This window comes from Streptomyces sp. TN58, assembly GCF_001941845.1.
Taxonomy (GTDB): domain Bacteria; phylum Actinomycetota; class Actinomycetes; order Streptomycetales; family Streptomycetaceae; genus Streptomyces.
In genome coordinates, this window is the sequence record NZ_CP018870.1 from 6,674,724 (window position 1) to 6,694,621 (window position 19,898).

At 69.9% G+C, this 19,898-nt stretch carries 22 protein-coding genes and 2 pseudogenes; 7 read left to right on the plus strand and 17 right to left on the minus strand.

The window, feature by feature from the left end; genetic code table 11:
- Positions 1 to 11: 11 nt before the first annotated feature.
- The 6 genes and pseudogenes from ehuB to BSL84_RS30165 form a co-directional block, all read right to left on the minus strand.
- Complete coding sequence (gene ehuB / locus BSL84_RS30140) at positions 12 to 929, minus strand: ectoine/hydroxyectoine ABC transporter substrate-binding protein EhuB (RefSeq protein ID WP_075971614.1); 918 nt, start codon at positions 927 to 929, stop codon at positions 12 to 14.
- Positions 930 to 1,015: 86 nt separating this feature from the next.
- Positions 1,016 to 1,918 carry an ectoine hydroxylase gene (gene thpD, locus BSL84_RS30145; RefSeq protein WP_075971615.1) on the minus strand — a complete coding sequence of 301 codons (903 nt, stop codon included), beginning with the start codon at positions 1,916 to 1,918 and terminating at the stop codon, positions 1,016 to 1,018.
- A 30-nt stretch (positions 1,919 to 1,948) separates the two neighbouring features.
- Positions 1,949 to 2,353, minus strand: a pseudogene (locus BSL84_RS30150) (ectoine synthase).
- Between the two features lie 33 nt (positions 2,354 to 2,386).
- Entirely contained in the window at positions 2,387 to 3,655 is a 1,269-nt protein-coding gene (ectB, locus tag BSL84_RS30155; RefSeq protein WP_075971616.1) for a diaminobutyrate--2-oxoglutarate transaminase, read from the minus strand.
- A 96-nt stretch (positions 3,656 to 3,751) separates the two neighbouring features.
- Complete coding sequence (ectA, locus tag BSL84_RS30160) at positions 3,752 to 4,300, minus strand: diaminobutyrate acetyltransferase (protein ID WP_075971617.1); 549 nt, start codon at positions 4,298 to 4,300, stop codon at positions 3,752 to 3,754.
- Between the two features lie 508 nt (positions 4,301 to 4,808).
- Positions 4,809 to 5,351, minus strand: coding sequence for an ABATE domain-containing protein (locus BSL84_RS30165; RefSeq protein WP_075971618.1), 543 nt, complete (start codon positions 5,349 to 5,351; stop codon positions 4,809 to 4,811).
- A 105-nt stretch (positions 5,352 to 5,456) separates the two neighbouring features.
- Here BSL84_RS30165 and BSL84_RS30170 point away from each other — a divergent pair, with 105 nt between their 5' ends.
- Positions 5,457 to 5,756: a hypothetical protein gene (locus tag BSL84_RS30170; protein WP_075971619.1), complete on the plus strand. Its 300-nt coding sequence runs from the start codon at positions 5,457 to 5,459 to the stop codon at positions 5,754 to 5,756.
- Between the two features lie 78 nt (positions 5,757 to 5,834).
- Positions 5,835 to 6,281 carry a hypothetical protein gene (locus BSL84_RS30175; RefSeq protein WP_075971620.1) on the plus strand — a complete coding sequence of 149 codons (447 nt, stop codon included), beginning with the start codon at positions 5,835 to 5,837 and terminating at the stop codon, positions 6,279 to 6,281.
- A 142-nt stretch (positions 6,282 to 6,423) separates the two neighbouring features.
- Here the strand turns inward: BSL84_RS30175 and BSL84_RS30180 are convergent, their stop codons facing one another.
- Entirely contained in the window at positions 6,424 to 7,329 is a 906-nt protein-coding gene (locus BSL84_RS30180) for an NADP-dependent oxidoreductase (RefSeq protein WP_075971621.1), read from the minus strand.
- Between the two features lie 190 nt (positions 7,330 to 7,519).
- Between BSL84_RS30180 and BSL84_RS30185 the strand changes: the two genes are divergently transcribed.
- The gene (locus BSL84_RS30185) at positions 7,520 to 8,440 is read left to right on the plus strand and encodes a helix-turn-helix transcriptional regulator (RefSeq protein WP_075971622.1); all 921 of its coding nucleotides are present in this window, start codon (positions 7,520 to 7,522) and stop codon (positions 8,438 to 8,440) included.
- A gap of 10 nt (positions 8,441 to 8,450) precedes the next feature.
- On the opposite strand, the gene BSL84_RS35765 is transcribed toward BSL84_RS30185, so the two are convergent.
- Positions 8,451 to 8,984 carry a DUF3040 domain-containing protein gene (locus BSL84_RS35765; RefSeq protein ID WP_075971623.1) on the minus strand — a complete coding sequence of 178 codons (534 nt, stop codon included), beginning with the start codon at positions 8,982 to 8,984 and terminating at the stop codon, positions 8,451 to 8,453.
- Positions 8,985 to 9,168: 184 nt separating this feature from the next.
- Here BSL84_RS35765 and BSL84_RS30195 point away from each other — a divergent pair, with 184 nt between their 5' ends.
- The gene (locus BSL84_RS30195) at positions 9,169 to 10,038 is read left to right on the plus strand and encodes a universal stress protein (protein ID WP_234363559.1); all 870 of its coding nucleotides are present in this window, start codon (positions 9,169 to 9,171) and stop codon (positions 10,036 to 10,038) included.
- A 28-nt stretch (positions 10,039 to 10,066) separates the two neighbouring features.
- Here the strand turns inward: BSL84_RS30195 and BSL84_RS37180 are convergent, their stop codons facing one another.
- From BSL84_RS37180 to BSL84_RS37195, 4 genes and pseudogenes are all read right to left on the minus strand, one after another.
- Entirely contained in the window at positions 10,067 to 10,312 is a 246-nt protein-coding gene (locus BSL84_RS37180) for a glycoside hydrolase family 15 protein (RefSeq protein ID WP_234363560.1), read from the minus strand.
- Positions 10,313 to 10,369: 57 nt separating this feature from the next.
- Complete coding sequence (locus BSL84_RS37185; RefSeq protein WP_234363660.1) at positions 10,370 to 10,642, minus strand: hypothetical protein; 273 nt, start codon at positions 10,640 to 10,642, stop codon at positions 10,370 to 10,372.
- Positions 10,627 to 10,854, minus strand: coding sequence for a glycoside hydrolase family 15 protein (locus tag BSL84_RS37190; protein ID WP_324616568.1), 228 nt, complete (start codon positions 10,852 to 10,854; stop codon positions 10,627 to 10,629). Before BSL84_RS37190 ends, BSL84_RS37185 begins: the two co-directional genes overlap by 16 nt.
- Before the next feature lie 263 nt (positions 10,855 to 11,117).
- Positions 11,118 to 11,483: pseudogene (locus BSL84_RS37195) on the minus strand (trehalase-like domain-containing protein); the annotation flags it as partial.
- Between the two features lie 124 nt (positions 11,484 to 11,607).
- Here BSL84_RS37195 and BSL84_RS36665 point away from each other — a divergent pair.
- Genes BSL84_RS36665 through BSL84_RS30210 form a run of 3 tightly spaced genes read left to right on the plus strand, consistent with a single transcriptional unit; the run spans position 11,608 to position 12,751 of the window.
- On the plus strand, positions 11,608 to 11,757 hold the full coding sequence (locus BSL84_RS36665) for a hypothetical protein (RefSeq protein ID WP_199838766.1): 150 nt from the start codon (positions 11,608 to 11,610) through the stop codon (positions 11,755 to 11,757).
- An 8-nt stretch (positions 11,758 to 11,765) separates the two neighbouring features.
- Positions 11,766 to 12,317, plus strand: a complete 552-nt coding sequence (locus BSL84_RS30205; protein ID WP_234363561.1) for a PRC-barrel domain-containing protein — start codon at positions 11,766 to 11,768, stop codon at positions 12,315 to 12,317.
- Positions 12,318 to 12,319: 2 nt separating this feature from the next.
- Positions 12,320 to 12,751, plus strand: coding sequence for a PRC-barrel domain-containing protein (locus tag BSL84_RS30210; protein WP_075971625.1), 432 nt, complete (start codon positions 12,320 to 12,322; stop codon positions 12,749 to 12,751).
- A 1,231-nt stretch (positions 12,752 to 13,982) separates the two neighbouring features.
- On the opposite strand, the gene BSL84_RS30215 is transcribed toward BSL84_RS30210, so the two are convergent.
- The 5 genes from BSL84_RS30215 to BSL84_RS30235 all read right to left on the minus strand — a co-directional run bounded on the left by BSL84_RS30215 (position 13,983) and on the right by BSL84_RS30235 (position 19,701).
- A complete protein-coding gene (locus BSL84_RS30215; protein ID WP_075972313.1) occupies positions 13,983 to 15,488 on the minus strand; it encodes a sensor histidine kinase in 1,506 nt (501 codons plus the stop codon).
- 8 nt (positions 15,489 to 15,496) lie between these two features.
- On the minus strand, positions 15,497 to 16,246 hold the full coding sequence (locus BSL84_RS30220) for a response regulator transcription factor (RefSeq protein WP_075971626.1): 750 nt from the start codon (positions 16,244 to 16,246) through the stop codon (positions 15,497 to 15,499).
- A 172-nt stretch (positions 16,247 to 16,418) separates the two neighbouring features.
- Positions 16,419 to 18,194: a CotH kinase family protein gene (locus BSL84_RS30225; RefSeq protein WP_075971627.1), complete on the minus strand. Its 1,776-nt coding sequence runs from the start codon at positions 18,192 to 18,194 to the stop codon at positions 16,419 to 16,421.
- On the minus strand, positions 18,194 to 18,877 hold the full coding sequence (locus BSL84_RS30230) for a DUF4956 domain-containing protein (RefSeq protein WP_075971628.1): 684 nt from the start codon (positions 18,875 to 18,877) through the stop codon (positions 18,194 to 18,196). Before BSL84_RS30230 ends, BSL84_RS30225 begins: the two co-directional genes overlap by 1 nt.
- Positions 18,874 to 19,701: a polyphosphate polymerase domain-containing protein gene (locus tag BSL84_RS30235; RefSeq protein WP_075972314.1), complete on the minus strand. Its 828-nt coding sequence runs from the start codon at positions 19,699 to 19,701 to the stop codon at positions 18,874 to 18,876. Before BSL84_RS30235 ends, BSL84_RS30230 begins: the two co-directional genes overlap by 4 nt.
- Between the last annotated feature and the right edge of the window lie 197 nt (positions 19,702 to 19,898).

Consider the following 19,898-nt stretch of genomic DNA (forward strand, 5'->3'; position numbering starts at 1 on the left):
TGGATGGCTCGTCACGCCTTGCAGAGGTCGGCCGTCCGGAGCGTGGCGGGCGGCACCTCCCGCTCGGTGAATCCGTACTTCCCGATCAGCGAGACGTAGCGGGCCGGATCGCCGGTGATCTTGGCCAGTTCGCCGTTGAAGGCGTCACGCAGTGCCGTCGCACCCGGCCGGAAGACCGCACCCCCCGGGCTGTACTGCGGCGCACCGTTCAGCTCGGGCACGAACGGCTCCAGCACGTCCACCGCCGCGCCGGCGTTCGCCTTCGCCAGCCAGCGCAGCGAGATCCCGGTCAGCGCGAAGGCGTCGATCCGCCCCGCCACCAATGCGTCGAGCCCGTCCTGTTGCTTCGCGAGCGACTTGATCGCGGAGTCGGAGACCCCGGCCCCCTTGGCGTACGAGGCCTCGACTGCGGCGGTCAGCACACCGACCGTGACGCCCCGGGAGGCGGCCGACTTCAGGTCGCTCAGGGCCTTGGGGTTGCCCCTGGGGACCATCAAAGCGGTGGGGGAGACGAATTCGGGCTCCGAGAACACCACCTTGGCGCAGCGTTCCGGTGTGATCGCCATGCCCGCGCTGACCACGTCGAACCGGTCGGCCAGCAGACCCGGGATCAGCGCGCCGAAGTCCGTCAGCGTGGCGCGGAGTTCGGCCACTCCGAGGGCCGTGAAGATCTCCTTGTGCAGAGTAGGGGCCTCCCCGGCGAGCTCGTTGCCGTCCTTGAACCCGTAGGGGGCCTCGCCCGCGAACCCGATGCGGACGAACCCCTGCGCGCGCAGCTTCGCCAGCAGGTCACCCTCATGCCCAGCCGCCCCGGTGCCGGCCTCGGTTCGGCTGCACGCCGTGATCAGCCCGGGTGTCAGGGCCACACCCCCGAGGAGCGCCGTACGGGAGAGGAACCTCCTGCGGGAGAGGTCCATGTGTTCAGGCATCTCGTTCCTTTCGCTGAGGAGTGGGGGCGCGGCGTCCCGCCGGCCCGACCCGGCGTGCCGCTTGCCCGACCGGCCCGTCGGAGCCGTCAACGCAGGGGCGTGAAGTCCCGCGAGGCGATGTGTCCGGGGCGGCGGACCGGGGCGGCGAAGGGCTCGTCGGGCAGGTTCTCCACGCTGTTGAACACGAGGAAGACGTTGCTGCGCGGGTAGGGCGTGATGTTGTCCCCGGAACCGTGCATCGCGTTGCAGTCGAACCAGGTGGCGGAGCCCGCCTTGCCGGTGAAGAGCTTGATGCCGCAGGCCGAGGCGAACTTGGTCAGCGCGTCGCCCGAGGGCGTACCGGCGTCCTGCATCTGGAGGGACTTTTTATAGTTGTCCTCCGGCGTCGCGCCGGCGCAGCCCAGGAAGGTGCGGTGCGAGCCCGGCATGATCATGAGACCGCCGTTGGTGGCGTAGTTCGGCGTGAGGGCGATGGACACCGACACGGTCCGCATACGCGGCAGACCGTCCTCGGCGTGCCAGGTCTCGAAGTCCGAGTGCCAGTAGAAGCCGCTGGCACCGAACCCGGGCTTGACGTTGATCCGCGACTGGTGCACGTAGACGTCCGAGCCCAGGATCTGGCGGGCCCGGCCGACCACGCGCGGATCAGCGGCGAGCCGGGCGAAGACCTCGCTGATCCGGTGCACCTCGAAGACAGACCGGACCTCCCCCGACTTCGGCTCGACGATGGACCGTTCGTCGTGGCGCATCTCGGGATCGCCGATCAGCCGGTTCATCTCGGCCCGGTAGACGTCCACGTCGTCGGGTGCGACGAGCTGGTCGACGGGAAGGAACCCGTCACGCTCGTAGCTCTCCAGCTCGTGGGCCCACAGGGGCCCGGGGGTGCCGGGCTCGGACCAGACGACCGGGTCCTTGCGGCCGATGAACGCCTCCTCGGAGCCTCGGGTCGGGTACAGGTCCTTGATGGTGCGGGCGGATGCGGTGCTCATGGTGGTGCCTGCCTCTCCTCTCGTCACGGGTCAGGTGGGGTCGGGTTCGGTGAGCAGTGGGTACACGCCGTTCTCGTCGTGGTCCTCGCGGCCGGTGACCGGCGGGTTGAAGATGCACAGGCAGCGGAACTCGCGCTTCACGCGCAGGGTGTGCCGCTCGTGGCCGTCGAGCAGGTACATGGTTCCCGGCGTGATGGTGTAGGTCCGGCCGGTCTCCTCGTCGGTGAGTTCGGCCTCGCCCTCCGTGCAGACGACGGCCTCGACGTGGTGCGCCTACCACATCGACGTCTCGGTGCCGGCGTAGAGGACGGTCTCGTGCAGGGAGAAGCCGACGCGTTCCTTGGCCAGGACGATGCGTTTGCTCTCCCAGGTGCCCGATGCGGCCTTCACGTGCCGGTCGGTTCCTTCGATGTCCCTGAACGAGCGGATGATCACGGTGGTGCCCTTCGTCGGCTGCGGCGGTGTCGGTCAGGCGGTTTCGCGGACGGAGCGGGCCAGGATGTCCAGCCCTTCGTCGAGTTCGTCGGCGCTCACGGTGAGAGGGGGAAGCAGCTTCACCACTTCGTCCTCGGGACCGGAGGACTCGATGAGGAGGCCGTGCTCGAAGGCCTTCCGGCAAACGGCTGCTGCGCGCTCCTTGTGGGTGAACTCGATGCCCCACACGAGGCCGCGCCCCCGGTAACTCGCCCCCAGCCGCCCGTGGTCGGCGCACAGTTCGCGCAGAGCGCGCTCGATCCGGCCGCCGTGCACGAGCGTCCGCTCGCGCAGGGCTCCGTCGCTCCAGTAGGTCTCCAAGGCGGCGGTCGCGGTGACGAAGGCCGGGTTGTTGCCGCGGAAGGTGCCGTTGTGCTCGCCCGGCTCCCAGAGGTCCAGTTCGGGCTTGAACAGGCACAGGGCCATGGGCAGTCCGTATCCGCTGATGGACTTGGACAGGGTGACGATGTCGGGCGTGATGCCCGCCTCCTCGAAGGAGAAGAACTCGCCGGTACGGCCGCAGCCCATCTGGATGTCGTCGACGATCAGCAGCATGTCGCGGCGTCGGCACAGGTCCGCGAGGGCGCGCAGCCATTCCGCGCGGGCCACATTGATCCCGCCCTCGCCCTGGATCGTCTCGACGATGACCGCCGCCGGATGGTTGAGGCCGGATCCCTGGTCCTCCAGCAGTCGCTCGAACCAGAGAAAGTCCGGGACCCTGCCCCCGAGGTAGTTGTCGAAGGGCATGGGAGTGCTGTGCACCAGCGGGATTCCGGCGCCGGCCCGCTTGAAGGCGTTGCCCGTTACGGCGAGGGAGCCGAGTGACATGCCGTGAAAGGCATTGGTGAAGGAGACCACCGCCTCGCGCCCCTTCGCCTTCCGTGCGAGTTTCAGCGCCGCCTCGACGGCGTTGGTACCGGTGGGGCCGGGGAACATGACCTTGTACGGAAGCTCGCGCGGGCCGAGGATCCTCGACTGGAAGGTCTCCAGGAACGCTCTCTTGGCGGTCGTCGACATGTCCAGGGCGTGGGTGATCCCGTCCCGCTCGATGTAATCCAGCAGGGCGCGTTTGAGTACCGGATGGTTGTGCCCGTAGTTCAGCGAGCCGGCCCCCGCGAAGAAGTCCAGGTACTCGCGCCCCTGCTCGTCGTACAGCCTGCTCCCGACAGCGTGTTCGAAGACCACAGGCCAGGCGCGGCAGTAGCTGCGCACCTCCGATTCCACTGTCTCGAAGACGGTCAGCTGCGGCTCGGTCACGGTCAAAGCGTTCTCCAGTACGTATGTGTCACTGAACGGGCGATCGCGCGGTCGCTCAGGTGGTGGGGCGCTGGGGTGCGGTGGGGGCAGCGAGGGCGGGTGTCACAACGACAGCGGCCCGATGCGGTGCAGAATCTCCGGATCATGCGCGCCGTCCGGGAATTGGTCCGGCTCGAAGAGCGCTTCCCGTGCGATCGCGGAGCCGTGTCGCTCCGCGTAGGTCGCGAACAGGCGCTGCGAGGCCGAGTTCCCGGGAGCGATGCTCGTCTCCAGCCAGTCGAGGCCGTGCTCGGCGGCCACCCGGTCGGTGAGTGTGTCGAGAAGGGCTCCGGCCACCCCCAGACCGCGCAGTGATTCGGCCACGGTGATCTGCCAGATCAGCAGGGTCCGGGGCGACTCGGGGCGAAGGTGTCCGCTGATGAATCCGACGGGCTTGCCCGCGCCGTCGCGGGCTACTGCGGAGGTGTCGGCGAAGTCGCGGCACCAGAGCAGGTAGCTGTACGAGGAGTTGACGTCGAGGGTCTTGGAATCGCGCGCCAAGCGCCAGAGGGAGCCGCCGTCCGCCACCACGGGGCGGTCCAGACGCAGGCCGGTAGGCAGGTCGAGGGAGTCGTCTCGGGGGCGGGTCGGTTCGGCACGAGCGGTGGTCATGCGGGCCGAAGTTACCCAGCAAAGAATGAAATTGCATTGAGGAAATGGCTTGTGCGACCTACTCCTATCCGGTATTGCCGGAGGTGTCGCTGGTGCACTTCGCACCACTGGATGGCTGAGCATTTCTGCGTAAATCGGGTCATTGTGTGCGAGTGGGTGTGCAAGTAACGAACCCGTAACTCATTTGCCCTGTGCTAAATTTGCGACTTGAATGTTATGTCATTGTCGGTCTCAGGGGCGTTTGATCCTGCAACTGCTGGGAAACGCGACCACTCCGGCCTGGTCCGTTCTCCGCTTGCTCACGGGCACCTGTCCAAGTGGACGAGGCGCGGAGGGGCGCGAGCGATGGACCGACGAGGGCAGGCGGCAGGTTGCCGGTGGGATCGGTCACCACTTGCACGTTCACGCTGTGAACAAGGGGAACCATGTTCATCCGCGAACGCGTCGACGGCTCACGGAGCCGGGTGTGGCTCACTCGTGAAGCGGCGGGGTGGGCGCCGGGGCGGGCTCAGCCCGCGCTACCCGCCCGGCGGGCGGCACGCGCTCTGTTGCCGCAGCCGATCGAACACCACGCCTGATCTCGCCTGCGCGCGAGGAAGAACATCCCGCAGCTCGGCGCCGGGCAGCGCCGCAAACGCGTCTGCTCCGGCCCGGCGGCCAGTACGAGCGCCTGCCGGGCGACCGCCGCCGCGACCGGCCCGCCGGCCTCCCGCTCCGCGAGGTGGCCCGCGTCGTCGACCCGGAACGTCACCGGGGCCCGCGCGGCCAGCGCGTTGAGTCGCTCCCTCGCCGGACCCGGCAGCGGCGCCTGCCGCGCCGCCGCGTCCAGCGCGGCCCGGACCGGGGCGCGCAGCTCCGCCAGATCGTCCAGGGGCAGACAGGCGAGTTCCCGGTCGAACGCCTTCTCCCGCCAGGACGCCAGCAGCTCCGGGTCGGCCAGCAGATCGACGTCCCCGCCCGCACGACCGGCTCCGACGAGGACGGTGTTGGCCAGGTCGAGGGCCGGCCGCTCGCCGATCCACGGCATCTCGCGCAGGTTCTTGAGGGACATGTCATCAGCCTACCGGACCCACGGATTCCCTGCCTCGAATCCGTGATAGCTTCCACTCACGCATTCAGTAATCCAATTCCGTGAGGCGATGAGGGAAGGGTTCCTATGAACATGACCATCGAGTACGTACGCTTCGCCTGTGCCAACCCCGAGCAGCTGACCGCCCACCGTGACAGGCTGACCTCCCTCCTGCGCGAGCGGTACGGGTCCGACTTCCTAGGCGCACACCTCGCCCGCTACGAGGACGGCTCCCTGCTCGACCTCATCCTCTGGGCTTCGCCCGAGGCGGCCGCCCGGGCGGCGGAGGAGATGCCCGGGGATCCGGCCGCCGGGGAGTTCTTCCGCCTGATCGGCGAGGTCCACGAGATGCGGCACGCCGAAGTGCTGCACAGCACCCAGCAGTAGCCGAACCGGCATCCGCGGCCTGCGACCGCGTGGGGCAGGCACGCCGCAAGTGCCGGAACCAGACAAGAAGGGCGAGCCGTGCCCGCGGCCGACGAACTGATCAACCCTCGCACCACGGACCGGCTGGCCTCCGTCACGGCAGCGGCGGGCGCCGCATCGGCCACCGCCCTCCGCGGCTGCGGGGCCCTACTGAAGGGCTCGACTTTCAGCCGACGCGTCACCACCGTGAAGAAGGCCGTCCTCGCCGATCTCCCGGACGCCTACCCGGCCTTCGCCGGCGCCGTCGGCGCAGCCCTGAGCCGACCGGACTTCACCGGATGGACGACCTTCCCCGTCAACGCGGCGGTCGCCGAACGCGGCCTGGCGCGCGACGTGTTCGAACCGGGCCGCGATCTGCTCGCCGCGCTCACTCCGCGGCTCACCGCGGAGATGGCCGTACGCCCCTTCCTCATCCGGGTGCGTGCGGACCGGATGACGGTGAGAAGGAGGCGGCCAGGCTGCTGTCGGGGGAGGGCGACTTGGTAGCGCACAGACGGACAGCCTCCTCGTGTCCTCTGTCACAGCGCATGTGGCGCGGGTCCCGGCCTGAGATCGCCCGCCGAGGGGCGAGGGGCTTGCCTCCGGCTCCGGGGCGGAGCGGACGGGTGTGCGGTCGGCTGCCGGTGTCTCACAGACTCAGGACCAGCTTGCCGCGTACCCGGCCCTCCGCGCTGATGCGGTGTGCTTCGGCCGCCTTCTTCAGGGGGAGGACGGACTCGACCTCGACCTGCACGGAGCCGGAGTCGATGAGGGTGCCGATGCGGCGCAGGGCCTCGCCGTCAGGGGTGACGACGATGCGGCGGGCCGCGATGCCGGGCAGGCGGTGTGTCTCGTCGACGGGTTCGGGGAGCGTGATGAGGGTGCCGCCGGGCCGGAGGAGGTGCCATGACGTGTGCTGGACCGGGCCTCCGACGGTGTCCAGGACGATGTCGAAGGGTCCCGAGGCCGCCAGGTCCGTCATCGCGCGGTCGACGGGCTCATCGACGCCGAGCCGGCGCAGGAAGTCCAGGTTGCGGGCGGAGGCGGTCGCGGTGACGTGCGCCCCGAGGTGCCGGGCGAACTGGACGGCGAAGTGGCCGACACCGCCGGCTCCCGCGTGCACCAGGACCTGCGCGCCGGTGTCCGTTCCGGCCGCCTCCAGGGCCTGCCAGGCCGTCAGGGCGGCCAAGGGCACGGCTGCGGCCTCCGCGTAGGACAGCCGGGCCGGCTTGGGCGCGACAGCGGAGGCGGGGAGGACGGCCAGCTCCTGGTAGGCGCCTCCGTACGGCAGCGGCAGCATTCCGTAGACGGCTTCGCCGATCGCCGGGCCGCCCGGCACCGTGGCCCGCACCACTCCCGCCACGTCCCAGCCCATCCCCAGTGGGAACGGCCGGTCGCTCCGGACCGCTCCCTCGCGGTGCTTCCAGTCGATGGGGTTGACGCCGGCGGCCTTGACCTCCACGAGGATCTCGCCGTCCGCCGGTGTCGGCGACGGCCGTTCGGTGAGCTCCAGGACGCTTTCGTCGCCGTACCGGGAGAAGACCACTGCGCGCATCGAAGATGCTCCTGCCTGTTCGTGTTTGTTCGTGTTCGTCGCGGCTGTCGTATCGCGACGGGGTCCACGGTGCGGGCCGGAAGGAGGCGGAACCATTACCCCCCGAGTACCTGGCGAAGAGACCCGCACGGGGCTGGGGGGTACTGCCAGGGACATGCTGCCGGGCGCCGCGCAACGGATAATCGGGGGTATGAACCCAGCCAATGAGCTCGGCAGCTTCCTGATGTCACGGCGCGCCCGGGTGACTCCGGCGGCGGCCGGAATCCCCGTCGCCGGCCGGCGACGGGTCGCGGGGCTGCGCCGCGAGGAGGTCGCCGAGCTCGCCGGGGTGAGCGTCGTCTACTACACACGTCTGGAACAGGGCCGCGCCCATCATCCGTCCGACTCCGTACTGGATGCCCTGGCACGGGTGTTGCGCCTCAACGCGGCCGAGCGGGCGCACGTGAACGACCTGGCACACCGGCCCCGCGCTCGTAGCGCCGTCGATCCGGCTCCGGTCGATGCCGCGGACCCTGCGCAGGGCGGGTGCATACGAGACGGGCTACGGCGCCTGCTGGCCGCGGTGGGGGCCGTGCCGGCGTACGTCCTCGGTCCCGCGATGGACGTCCTCGACGCCAACGAACTGGCGCGCGCACTCATCTGCGCCCCGATACCAGCTCCCGGCGAACGGCTCAACCTCGCCCGTCACGTGTTCCTCGACGCCACCGCGCGGGAGCTGTACCCGCGATGGGAGGACGTGGCCCGTCAGACGGTCGGCTTCCTGCGCTTCTCCGCCGGACGCCGCCCCGGTGACGTCCGGCTGGCCCGCATCGTCGCCGAACTGTCCGGCCACAGCGCGGAGTTCCGTTCCCTGTGGGCGGAGCAGGAGGTGGGCAAGAAGCCGTACGGCACGAAGGCCTTCCGGCACCCCGTGGTCGGCGGATTCGACCTCGCGTACGAGACGCTCGCGCTGCCCGGCGGTGAGGACCGGTCCCTGGTCGTCTTCACCGCCCCCGACGCCCGCGCGGACACCGCGCTGCGCCTGCTCGGCAGTTGGGCGGCACCGGCCGCTCCGGCAGGAGCGCCCGCATCGCCCCACTCGCCGCGAGAGCGTTCATCGAAGCCGCACTGACCTGCCGCGGTCAGCGGCTGCTGCCGCCCGTCACGGCCCCAGGGTCATCGGCGCCGCCGTTGTCCGAGGCGTGCTCCTCTTCGTCGGACAGCCGGCGGTAGACGGCGTTGCGGCGCCGGAGCACGGCGCCGGCGGCCGCTGCGGAGATGAGTGAGGCGATCAGTACCGCGGCCTTGACGGATTCTGCGTTAACTCCCCCGGGGAAGGCCGCTACCGCAGAGCGGGAGGCGCCGCCCGAGCGTGCTCTCCGCTTGCGGAACCAGCCCCTCAGGTACAGCGCCGTGATGACGAGTAGCGAGACCCAGGCGAGGGCGAAACACCAGATCAGCATGGGTGATGAGGTCGCGGCGGCGGCTACCAGCAGGCCGAGGCAGAGTACGGCCAGGATGCAGATAATTCCCGCCGCGAGGGGAGACCACGCGATGACGCGCGGCGGGGCCGTGGAACTCAGCGTGTGCTGGAGTTCGACGTCGGCTTCCAGGATCTGCTCGATGTCCGACAGGATTTTGCGTTCGCGAGGCGACAGAGCGGGTCCCTCGTCCATTCCAAACCACCTCCGCTGTGTGCGAGGTGCCGGGCATGTTCTCATCTTCGCCCTTCATGACAGGTTCTTCCGCACGAACACCGGCCAGCCTGCGGCGCCCAGGAGCCGAGTGCACGCCGGGCCACCGCCGCACGTGGAGGCGATAGACCCGGCGGGCGTTGCCCAGGCTTCCGGGGGTGTGGTGGTGGGTGTCGTCGATGCAGAGGAACTGGTGCCGGTGGTGCGGGCTGCCGCCTGGGAGGCGCTGGCCCACGGCGGAGTCCTGCGGGTTCTGCACGCGGTGGAGTGGCCGCTGCCGCCCGGCTCGGAGGAGACGGGGATGGACCACGTGCAACGGGCGGAACGGGTGATCGCTCCCTTCGCCGACCTGGTGGCGAAGGAGTTCCCACAGATCCGGGTCGTTCCCGACATCGTTTCGGGTTCGCCAGCTCCGGCGCTCGTGCGGCGTTCGAACGAGGTGGCCCTGGTCGTGGTCGGGCACCGCGGTTCGGGAGGGTTTCCCCGGCTTCCGCTGGGATCGGTTGCTCTTCAGGTCGCCACGCATTCCGGGTGCCCCGTCCTGGTGATCCGCCCGGGCGAAGAGCCGGATCCCGGAGCGGAGCGCCGGCGGGTCGTGGTCGGGGCGGAGGCAGGCGGTGCGCCGACCGAGGTCATGGACTTCGCAGTGGAGGCGGCAGTCCGCCGCGAGGCGGACCTGGGCGTGATCCACGTGGTGGCGCCCCCGGTGCTGGCGAGGGCCGGCACCACCGGGCCCGTGCTCACAGACCACCAGGCCCTGAGCGACAGCGCGGCCCAGGCGCTGGAGCGCGAACTCGCCGCCTACCGGGAACGGTGGCCCCGGCTGCGGTTGCATGTGAGCGAGGGACGGCCCGCGAGCGTCCTGGCCGAGGCATCACGTACTGCGGAACTGCTGGTGGCCGGCACTCGTGGCCGTAGCGGGCTCAGGCGTCTCATGCTCGGCTCGGTCAGCGGCGATGTGCTCCACCACGCCCACTGCCCGGTCGCCGTCATACCGTGCGCCACGCAAGACGAGGAACGCCCGGGCGGGCCCTGAAGGCAGCCGCAGGGGTCGGGGGAGTCGGTCAGTGCCTGAACCAGGCTTCCGTGGACATTTCGGGCTGGATGCCGCGCTGGGTGCGGGCGAGGACCACAGCGGTGGACAGCAGTCCGACGTGGCTGAGCCCCTGGGGGAAGTTTCCCAGGAACGAGCCGTCCGAGGGGTCGATCTGCTCGGGTAGCAGGCCGAGCGGGCTGGCGTAGGAGCACAGGTGCTCGAACAGCGCGCCGGCTTCATCGGTCTGGCCCTGGCCTGCGAGATTGTCGGCCATCCAGAAACTGCACAACATGAACGCTCCCTCCGGCTCGTCGATCCCGTCGGGGGTGGCCTAGGGCAGGTAACGGAACAGCAGACCGCCACCCGCGTCGAGGCGCTCACCTATGGTCTGCGCGGTCGCGGCCATGCGTGGATGGTCGGCCGGCAGGACACGGCGCAACGGCAGGGCAAGGAGCGAGGCGTCCAGTCCTCCCTGGCCGCCTATCTGGGAAGCCAGCGCACCCACCTCGTCGTTCCAGGCTTCGGCGAGGATCCGCTCGGTGAGCGCGTTCGCGTCGGCGGCCCAGCCGGCCGCGTCGCCGGGCAGGTTCAGCCGGCGTGCCAACCGGCCGCGCGGTCGAGGGCGACCTGGCACATCGCGGCGGAGTAGGTAGACGGCCTGCCGGGCGTGCGGACCTCCCAGATGCCGTGGTCCGGACGCCGCCAGGCCGTGCGGACTGCCTGGACCAGGCCGGTGAGTTGATGCCACAGTCTGTCGGGCAGTCGCCCTCCGGTGGCCGCCCACTGGAAGGCGCAGTCCAGGATCTCCCCGTACAGGTCGTGCTGGACCTGGTCGGCCGCCGCGTTGCCTTGCCCTGGGTGGCTGCCTCATGGGTCTGCGCCGGGCCGCCGCCCGGTCCAGGCCGAGCGTAAACGTCTCGCCCTCCCGCAGCCTCACTGTGGTGTCCACGGCAGGTAGGGGGTGCGTCGCCCCGATACGGACGGTGACCTTCTGGTCCGGGCACCCACCGCACGGTCGCGGGAGGGCGAGGGGCGACGTTCACATGCAGTGTCATCCGGCCGCGGGTCACCCGGGCTCGGCGGAGCAGCTGGCGGGCCCCGGCCGGGACGTCGTCCTCCAGCCGGGCGCGCGGCTTCGGCAGGAACGCGTCGGTGACCTCCACGGTGCCCTCCGGCCCGGTCATCTCGGTCACGAGCACCCCGGTGCCCGGCTCGTACCACTGGCGGCTGCACCGCGTCTCCACCGGAGCGAGCACGAGAGTGCCGCCGCGGTTGCGGTCCAGCAGGGCGGCGAACAGCGGTGCGGAATCGAAGCGGGGCACGCACATGAAGGCCACGGCGCCGTCCCTTCCGATCAGCGCGCAGCTCTTCCCGTCACCGATCAGACCGTGGTCGGCGATCGGCAGGTAGCCCTGCTGCCGTTGCAGCGGGCGCGGCACGTCCATACCTCATGGTCACCCTTCGGCCCGCACACGTCTCCCGCGGTACCCGGTGGTGCCTGGCAGGTGCAGCGCTGTCAGTGACGGCGGATACTGGACGCAGGGGCGCAGGTGCGGGAGGTCGGCGCAGATGGAGTGGTGGATCTGGCTCGTCATCGCCCTGGCGGCCGTGGCGGTGTGTGCCGTCTCGGCGCTGGGCATCCAGGTGCGGCGGCGCGGCGGCGGCGTCATCGCCGGCAAGCGCCCGCCCCAGGGCGGCGGAGACGGGACTGGGTCATGAGCCGGTACATGCGGGCGAGTGAAATCGCCAAGCTGCCAGTGGTGACCCTCGGCGGCGAGGACGTCGCCCAAGTCAAGGACATCGTCTTCGATACCGCCCGCGGCACCGTGCGGTGCTTCACCCTCAGCGGGCGCGGACTGCTCTCCGGCCCCCTCAAGCGGGATCTGCCGTGGAACAAGGTCCACGCACTCGGCCCGGACGCGGTCATGATCCGGGACGAGAACGCGCTCGCCGAGGACGACCAGACGACCAAGGACCTCACCGCCTCCGGCGGAGGCAACATCCTCGGTGCCCGGGTCATGACCGACGGCGGCACGACCCTCGGCAAGATCGTCGACGCCATCATCGAGACCGGCCGAACCCCGACCGTGGCCGGCTACGAGCTCGAGGCCGCCGGACGCGGCCACCAGCGGGTCCTGCTGCCCGTGATCAAGCCCGTCGCCGTTTCCGGCGAGATGGTCCTCGTCCCCGACGCCACCGGCGAATTCACCGCCGGAGACCTGGTCGGGTTCCCCGAAGCAGCCGGCGGGCTGCGCACCCGCCTCGAAGGGGAGACGTGACGATGCCACTGTTCACCCAGACCAAGGGCCAAGGCGTCGTCGGCCTGGCCACCGCCGAAACCCTTGCCACCGTCACCGGGGTCGCCGTCGCCGCCTCACCCGCCCGCATCGCCGCTCTCCGCGTGAAGACCAAAGCCCCCGGCACCCTCGTGACCTGGAACCACATCCAGGCATTCGGACCCGACGCCATCACCGTCCGCTCCGCCGACGACTTCCAGACCGAGGACGACACCAAGACCCCGACGGGCAAGCATCACGACCCGCTCGGCAAACGCGTACTGACCGAGACCGGGCAGGACCTCGGGGCGGTGCAGGACATCGAGTTCGACGCGACCACGGGGCACATCCAGCGCATCATCCTCAGTGGCCAGGAGGTCGATGGCGAGCGCCTCCTCGGCACCGGCAGCTACGCCGTCATCGTTGCAGCCCCCTGAACCGCCGACACCCCATGGAGCACCCAGGTGCCCGGTCGGCTCCCCACATCGCGCGACGGGCAATCGGTCCCCTGCCGACGCGGACTCCCGGACAGCGGCGCGGCCTGGGTCTGATCCGGCGGGCTCGGATGCGGGGGACCGTACCGGGCGGCATCCGCAATGGCGACCCGATCGGCGCAGGAAACCATGCCTAGCCAGTGAGGGTGTCGGGTTGGGCGGCGAGATCGCGGTGGGCAACCGTCAGGTGGGGACGGGTAGCGGCCAAGGGGGCCGGGAGGTCGGCGTCGTCGTGAGAGCCGTGCTCTGACCTGCGAGGCGCCGCGGGTCGGCCGCGTTGTGGCGGGCCCCGGCCAGCGGCCATACGGTCGATGGTGCGGCGTTCGCGAGTGGCTGGCACGCGCTGTTCGCCGGCGGTTCCTGCGGGGCCGGGGCGGCCGCGTAGGTAGCGGCGCCCGGCAGCCTGTCGATTGGCGGCACCGGGCGGGAGACCGAGGCCAGCTCAGCTGGCACCCGCCTCACGGGCCTTACGATCGGGCCGGTCTCCCAACTGGCAATGCGGGCCGGAAGCGTCAGCTTGCTGCACGCACCGCGCCCTCCGCACGTAGCGCACAACGACGCCCTGTCCGTTTTGCTCCACTCGGACCTCTGGCATGCGGCTTCTCTCCACTTGTGTTCGCTGCACCTTATTTCGATGCCCCAGCATGTCGAGTGCGTCGCGATCCTTGAGCCTGCTGAAAAGGGCCGCTGACCTGCAAGTTTGCCGAGTGTGCATTATGGGCGTTACGTGCGTTAGGTGCGATATCTTGACGCATATTCGACGCACGTGACGCACGTTTGACGCACGGATGGCGCGGTTTCTGATGGGCCGTCATGCGGGCTTGGTGGCCACCGAGTGGAGCCCTCCGCTGTCCGCTCTGAGGCACGCCGAGGTGGCCGGGCGCTGCCTGCTGAGCTGTTGGCCGCCCCTGCCCCGTCCGCTTCTCGGCAGTGACGTTCCGTGACACTGGAAATGTCGTTGATCCAGCTCATGGTTGCCTTGAGGTGGAGGCCGGCGTCGTAGCCCTCGGGGGGTTTTGTCGTAGCGGGTGGGCCGCCCCTGCGGCCTCTGTTCTTGCGGTGGGCGGCGTGGTTCATATCCCCGGCCTTCCTGGTCCCGCACGGCTTCCTCCAGGGCCTCCAAGGCCTCGGGATCTATTGCGTCAGCTCTGAATCCGCTAGGAAGGCGCCCGGTTCACCACGTTGCTCCATCCGGTGCCGGTGGCCGGTGGGGTAGCAGGAGGCGGAACGTACAGCCTTCGCCCGGCCGGTTGCCCAGTTCGAGGCGGCCGTCGTGCGCAGCGGCGATCGCTGTGGCGATGGCGAGGCCCAGCCCGGAACCCGGTTCGGTGAGCCCGTCCTGGGACGCGGCCCGGTAGAAGCGGTCGAAAACATGGGGGGCGTCGTCGGGCTGGATCCCGGGCCCTTCGTCCGCGACCTCGACGACGCTGACGAGCACGCCTGCCGGAGCCCCAGGCCGGTCGTCCGGGCGGGAGCCGACCCGGACATGGACCGGCGTGTCCGCCGGGGTGTGCGTGCAGGCGTTGGACAGGAGGTTGTTCAGGATCTGGGCGAGCTGGTGAGGATTCCCCGGTGCCTCGATGACGTCGAGCTCGGCGGTCTGCGCGCCGGGCCCTGCGGGGTCGGCCGTGAGCGGCTCCAGGGTGATCGTGCGGCCGGGGTGGCGGACAGCGGTGGTCGCGATGGCCTCGGCGGCCAGGGAGAGCAGGTCGACGGGCTCGTGGTGGGGGGCGGGGGTGTGGCCGAGCTTGGCCAGCAGGAACAGGTCGTCGACGAGCCGGCTCATGCGGTCGGCGTTGTGCGCGATCAGGGTGTGCGCCTCGTGGCGGCGGGGTCCGTTCATCACAGGGTCCGTCAGCAGCAGTTCGGCGAAGCCCTGGACGGCGGTGAGCGGGGTCCGCAGTTCGTGGCCCGCGTCTGCGAGGAAGCTCCGCAGCTGCTGTTCGGAGTCCTCCGTACGGCGCAGGGCGGTCCGCAGCCGGTCGAGCATGGTGTTGAGGGCCACCGCCAGGCGCCCGAGCTCGGTGTCGGGGTCCTCGACGGGAACACTGAGTTCCAGTGCCCCGTCGGTGATCTGCTGCGCCGTTTGTTCCACGCGGGTGAGGGGGCGCAGGCCCAGCCGGATGACTCCGTTGCCGAGGATGACCACGCCGGAGGCGACGGCCAGGCAGAGGCCAAGGCTGAGCCAGAGCAGTTTGGCCGTGGCGCCGTCCACGGTGTCGAGCGGGAGGGCGACGACTGACCGCGTCTGGCCGGGTCCGGCGTGGGAGACGACGCGCCAGTCGGATCCACTGTCGTCCTGCCCGGGCAGGGTGCTCGGCTTGCCGAAGGGCAGACGGAGATCGGTGGCTCGGCCGGGCAAGCGCGGCCCCGGCTCCTCACCGGTTCCCAGGGACCTGGCGAGCAGGCGTCCGTCCTGGTCGTAGAAGTAGACGCGGTAGTCCGAGGGCAGCGAGTCGCCGGGTTTCGGCGGTGGACGCAGGGCTTCTCCGCGGGCGAGGTCCTCGTAGACGCGGTCGGGGGGACGGAAGTGGCCCAGTCGGTCGTCGACCTGGTCCATCAGCCAGCCGCGCAGCACGGTCAGCCCGGCGAGCTGGCACACCAGGACGGCGGCGGTGGCCAGCAGTCCGGAGATCAGGACCAGGCGGGTACGCAGCGAGCGGGGCCGCAGTCTGTTCACCGGGCTCGTCACGGCGCCGTGGGGGACTCGTCGCGGGGCAGACGCAGGCAGTAGCCGACACCGCGGACCGTGTGGATCAGTGCGGGTGGCTCCTGGTCGATCTTGCGGCGCAGGTTCTTGACGTAGGTGTCCACGATCCGGGTGTCACCGGAGAAGCCGTACTGCCACACCTGCTGGAGGATCTCCGCCTTCTCCAGCACCCGCTCGGGCTGCGTGAGCAGGCAGGCCAGCAGCCGGAACTCGGTCGGCGACAGCTTCACCGGGCGGTCGGCCCTGTGCACCTCGTGGCTGCTCTCGTCGAGGGTGAGGTCGGCGTACCGCAGGGGCGGCCGGGTGGAGCCGGCGGACGGGGGTGTGTTGCTGCGGCGCAGGATGGCGCGGATGCGCAGCAGGATCTCCTGGACGTGGAAGGGCTTGGTGACGTAGTCGTCGCCGCCGGAGCTCAGGCCGATGATGCGGTCCTCGACGCCCGTGCGGGCGGTGAGGAACAGCACGGGGGTGTAGACGCCCTGGGCGCGCAGGTCGCGGATGACGTGGAAGCCGTCGGTGTCGGGGAGCATGACGTCCAGGACGATCAGGTCGGGCCGCCGGCTGCCCGCCTCCAACATGGCTTCCTGCCCGCTGCCGGCACTCGCCACCGCGTACCCGGCCGCGGTCAGCGCGGAGGTCAGCAGCGTACGGATGCTGGTGTCGTCCTCCACGACGAGCACGGTGTGCCGGGCCCCCGGCCGGTCGGGAGGGAGATGTTCGTCGATCACGTTCTGGCACCTCGGGAAACGGGGAGTGGAGCTGCGGAGTGGCGTTGCTCCGCCGTGGTGCCCGCGTCAGGCCGGACCACCGTACGCCGGACATTGCCGGAAACCGCACATGGGGTGTGCCCGGCACCCCGGTCGGCGCCCGGTCGAGGACGCTTCCGGGGTGCCGGGTTGATCAGCCGGTCACGTCCTTGTTCTTGGCCAGGGCCGCGGAACGGTCGGTGACCGTCTTGGACAGCTTGTCCACGGCGGCGTCCAGGTCGGCGGAGTCGACGCCCGCCGAACGTGCCTGTTCGGTGATGTCCTTGAGGTTCTCCGTCGCCGTGCCGGAGGCGTAGAACTTCTGGTACAGCTCGCGGTACGCCTTGTTGTAGACCTCGTCGAAGGCGTCCAGGGCCAGGAACTTGGTCTTCAGGATGTGCGACATCCCGCCTCCGCCACCGCCGGGCCCGCCCTGCTGGTTGCCTCCGCCACCGCCGGGCCCGCCCTGCTGCCTGCCGCCGGCGCCGCCGGGTGCTCTCTCGGGCATCCCTTCCGGCATGGTGCCGGGTCCGCCCCGTGCGGCGCCGGGCGGGGCCTGACCGGTGTTTCCGCCGGGGCGGGCCCCGCCGGGCATGCCGCCGCCCCTGCCGGTGGAATCGTCCGGGCCGGCGGCCGTGTCCCCGCTGAAGGTGAGGTTGTAGTCCCAGCCCAGGACGGAGAACTTCTTCATGTCCAGGTCGTACCAGAGCAGGTAGTTCTTCCCCGGGCCTGCCATGTCGTCGAAGTTCAGCAGCAGGTTCTGCGACGCGATGTACCGCGCGAGGGAGTCCACGTCGACGTATTTGCCGAGGTCGCGGGCGAACTCCTCGTCCGAGGCGCTGTTCGCCCACTTGATCAGCTTCATGACCGGTTCGAGGTCCTGGCTGCCCTTTCTGTTGAGCTGCTCGAAGGAGTTCTCGTACTTGGTGGGGTCGTCGCCGCGGTACTCGAAACTGCCGCCGGCCTTCGCTTTGTAGAGCACACCGTTGCCGTCCGTGATGTCCGCGGCGTAGTCGGTGTCGGGTGCCTCGACCATGAGGCGGGCGGTCGCCGGACGGTCGTTCACCTCGAGCTTGGTGAAGGCGTACCGCTCCGCCTTCTGGCCGCTCGCTCCGGTCAGCGAGAGGGACAGGGCCTCGTTCAGGGGAACCTGGACGTTGCTGCCGGGCCGCAGGGAGATCTCGCGCTCGCCCTGATAGGCGCGGCCCTCGACGAACTCGTCGATCTTCACGAGCCAGGGCAGTTCCTCGGGCTTGTCCGCGGAAAGGTTGTACTGCACCATCCCTCCCGCCCCGCCACGCCCGCCTCCGGGTTCCTGACCTTGTGCCGTGCCTCCTTGGCCGCCCGGTCCCCGGCCTCCGGCTCCCTGCTGCCCGGGGCCTTCCGTCGCCCGGCCCTCGGTGGCCTGGCCCTGGCCGCCGCCGGGAGCGCCCTGAGGGAAGCCGCGGAGGTTCCGGTCGCCGCCGACTCCACCGGCCCCGACTCCACCGGCCCCGCCTCCGTCGCGCATGCCCCGGTTGCCGCGCAGGGAGGACAACGTGGAGTTGCCCTTCAGCCGGATCCCCACGTTGTCGAGGTAGACACCGTCGATGACAAGGTCGGCCGCGATGTAGTCCTTGTTCCCGTCCTCCTTGAACTCCTTCATCATCTTGTCGAAGTCGGTCTGCTTGTAGGTGAGCTGGATCGAGTGCGACACGGAGGTGTCGTACAGGCCCACCGTTCCCCGGATGTCCTCGGTGATCGGGTCGCCCTCGGCGCGAGAGGCGGAGGTGACGTACGGGGAGATCCGCACGTCCCCGAGGAAGAACACCATCGCGGCCAGGCCGACGCCGAGCGTTGCGGCAGGCTTCCAGTGGTGACGCAGCCGGACCGGGACACGGTCCTTGAGCCGCCGCTCGCGCCGCACGGCGCTCCCGGTCTCGCCGCCCATCAGAGGTCCGTGGTGTCGTAACCGGTCAGGACGGTGACGCGCTGGCCGGACGTGCGTTCCTGCAGGGCGCTGACCAGGTCACCCGGCTCGGCGCCCTTCTTCAGGCGCACGGTGTAGAAGATCTCGCACAGGGCTCCGCCGCGGATGGTCTCGGTGCTGACGAGCTCGAACTCGCTGGTGTACTTGATCAGCACGTCACGGATCTGCGGGGTGTAGTCGTCACCGGCGGGAACCTGGACCTTGACGACCTGCCGCTGGACATTGAGCGCGAACCAGTTGAACTTCGACATCGCGAGAATGACGGAGCAGATCACGACGGCGCCGACCGCGGCCAGGGTGTAGAACCGGGCGCCGCATGCCATGCCGATGGCCATGGCCAGGAAGATGAAGCCGACGTCCCTCGTCTCCTTGACCGCGTTGCGGAACCGGACCACCGACAGGGCACCGACCAGGGAGAACGCACGGGCCAGGTTCGAGCCGACGACCAGCATGATCAGAGCGACGATCATGCCGACGATGACGAGGGTCTGCACGTAGGACTCGCTGTAGGAGATGTTGCGGTGCGTGTACCGGTACACGTAGCCGATCAGCGTGGACAGGATGAACGACAGCGCCATCGCCGCGACGACGTCGGCGACACTGAAGGTGCCGCTCAGCTCCTGCAGATTGAGGTCGAAGTTCACTGGGCTCCTACTTTCGACGACGCGTCGTGCTGCGCCGGCTGCTTGTGAGTGGGGGTGGGAGGCGGGTAGTCGGCCTCGTTGACGTGGAAGACCGAGCGGGGGGCCAGCCCGAATGCCTCGACGGACTGCACGTACTTCGAGATCCGGACGAGGTTGAGGTTGCGGCGCGCGGCGAGGTCGGTGATCCAGTTCGGGGTGCGCTCGTTGACCTTGATCTCCATGACCGACATGTGCGGCGGGATGGTGAACCGGTTCTCGGGGGTGGTGATGCCGAAGTGGAAGTCCCGGTCCCGGCCGCGGACCCGGCGGTCGAAGGTGACCCGCAAACCGGTGTCGGCATCTCGGCCGACCAGGGCCTCGCGCTGGTAGCCGGTGATCGCCGTGGGCTGCAGGTTCAGCCGCACGATCAGTTCGAGGACCTCCTGCACGAAGGCACTCTCCCGCGGGGAGTGGTCCACCATCCGGCGCTCGTCGCACAGCCCCCGAGCCACGCCGTAAGGCAGGGTGATCCGGCGCTTCTGCGTGACCCTGTTGACCCGCTGCTTGATCTCCACGCAGACCGGGGACTCGTCCGTCACGGCGTCCAGGTCGCCGTAGTGGCGGATGCGCAGCTTGCGGCGGAACTTCAGGCCCTCGATCTTCTCCCAGTAGAACCGCAGCTGGGGGGTGTCGTAGTACAGGCTCCACACGCCGTACCCGCCGACCGGGCTGTGCAGGTCCCGGTCCATCCGCTCGGCCAGCTCGTCCCGGATCTCGGCCGCCTCCTCGACGGGGACCAGGTACTTCAGCTCGAACCGGTTGAACGCGTGCAGCCGGCTGGCCACGTGCAACGGCTCCTCGGCCGTTCCCCCCTGGTCGGAGGGCGCCCGTACGGCGTCACCCGGGCCTTCACCGGCCGTGGCCGTCCTCGACAGGAACACCATGCGCCTCCACTGCTCGTGCCTTCCTGGTCAACCGGCTGGACACAGCCAAACAACGGCGCATGAGGAGCCCATGAGAATCACGGGTCGATTCCAGGAGT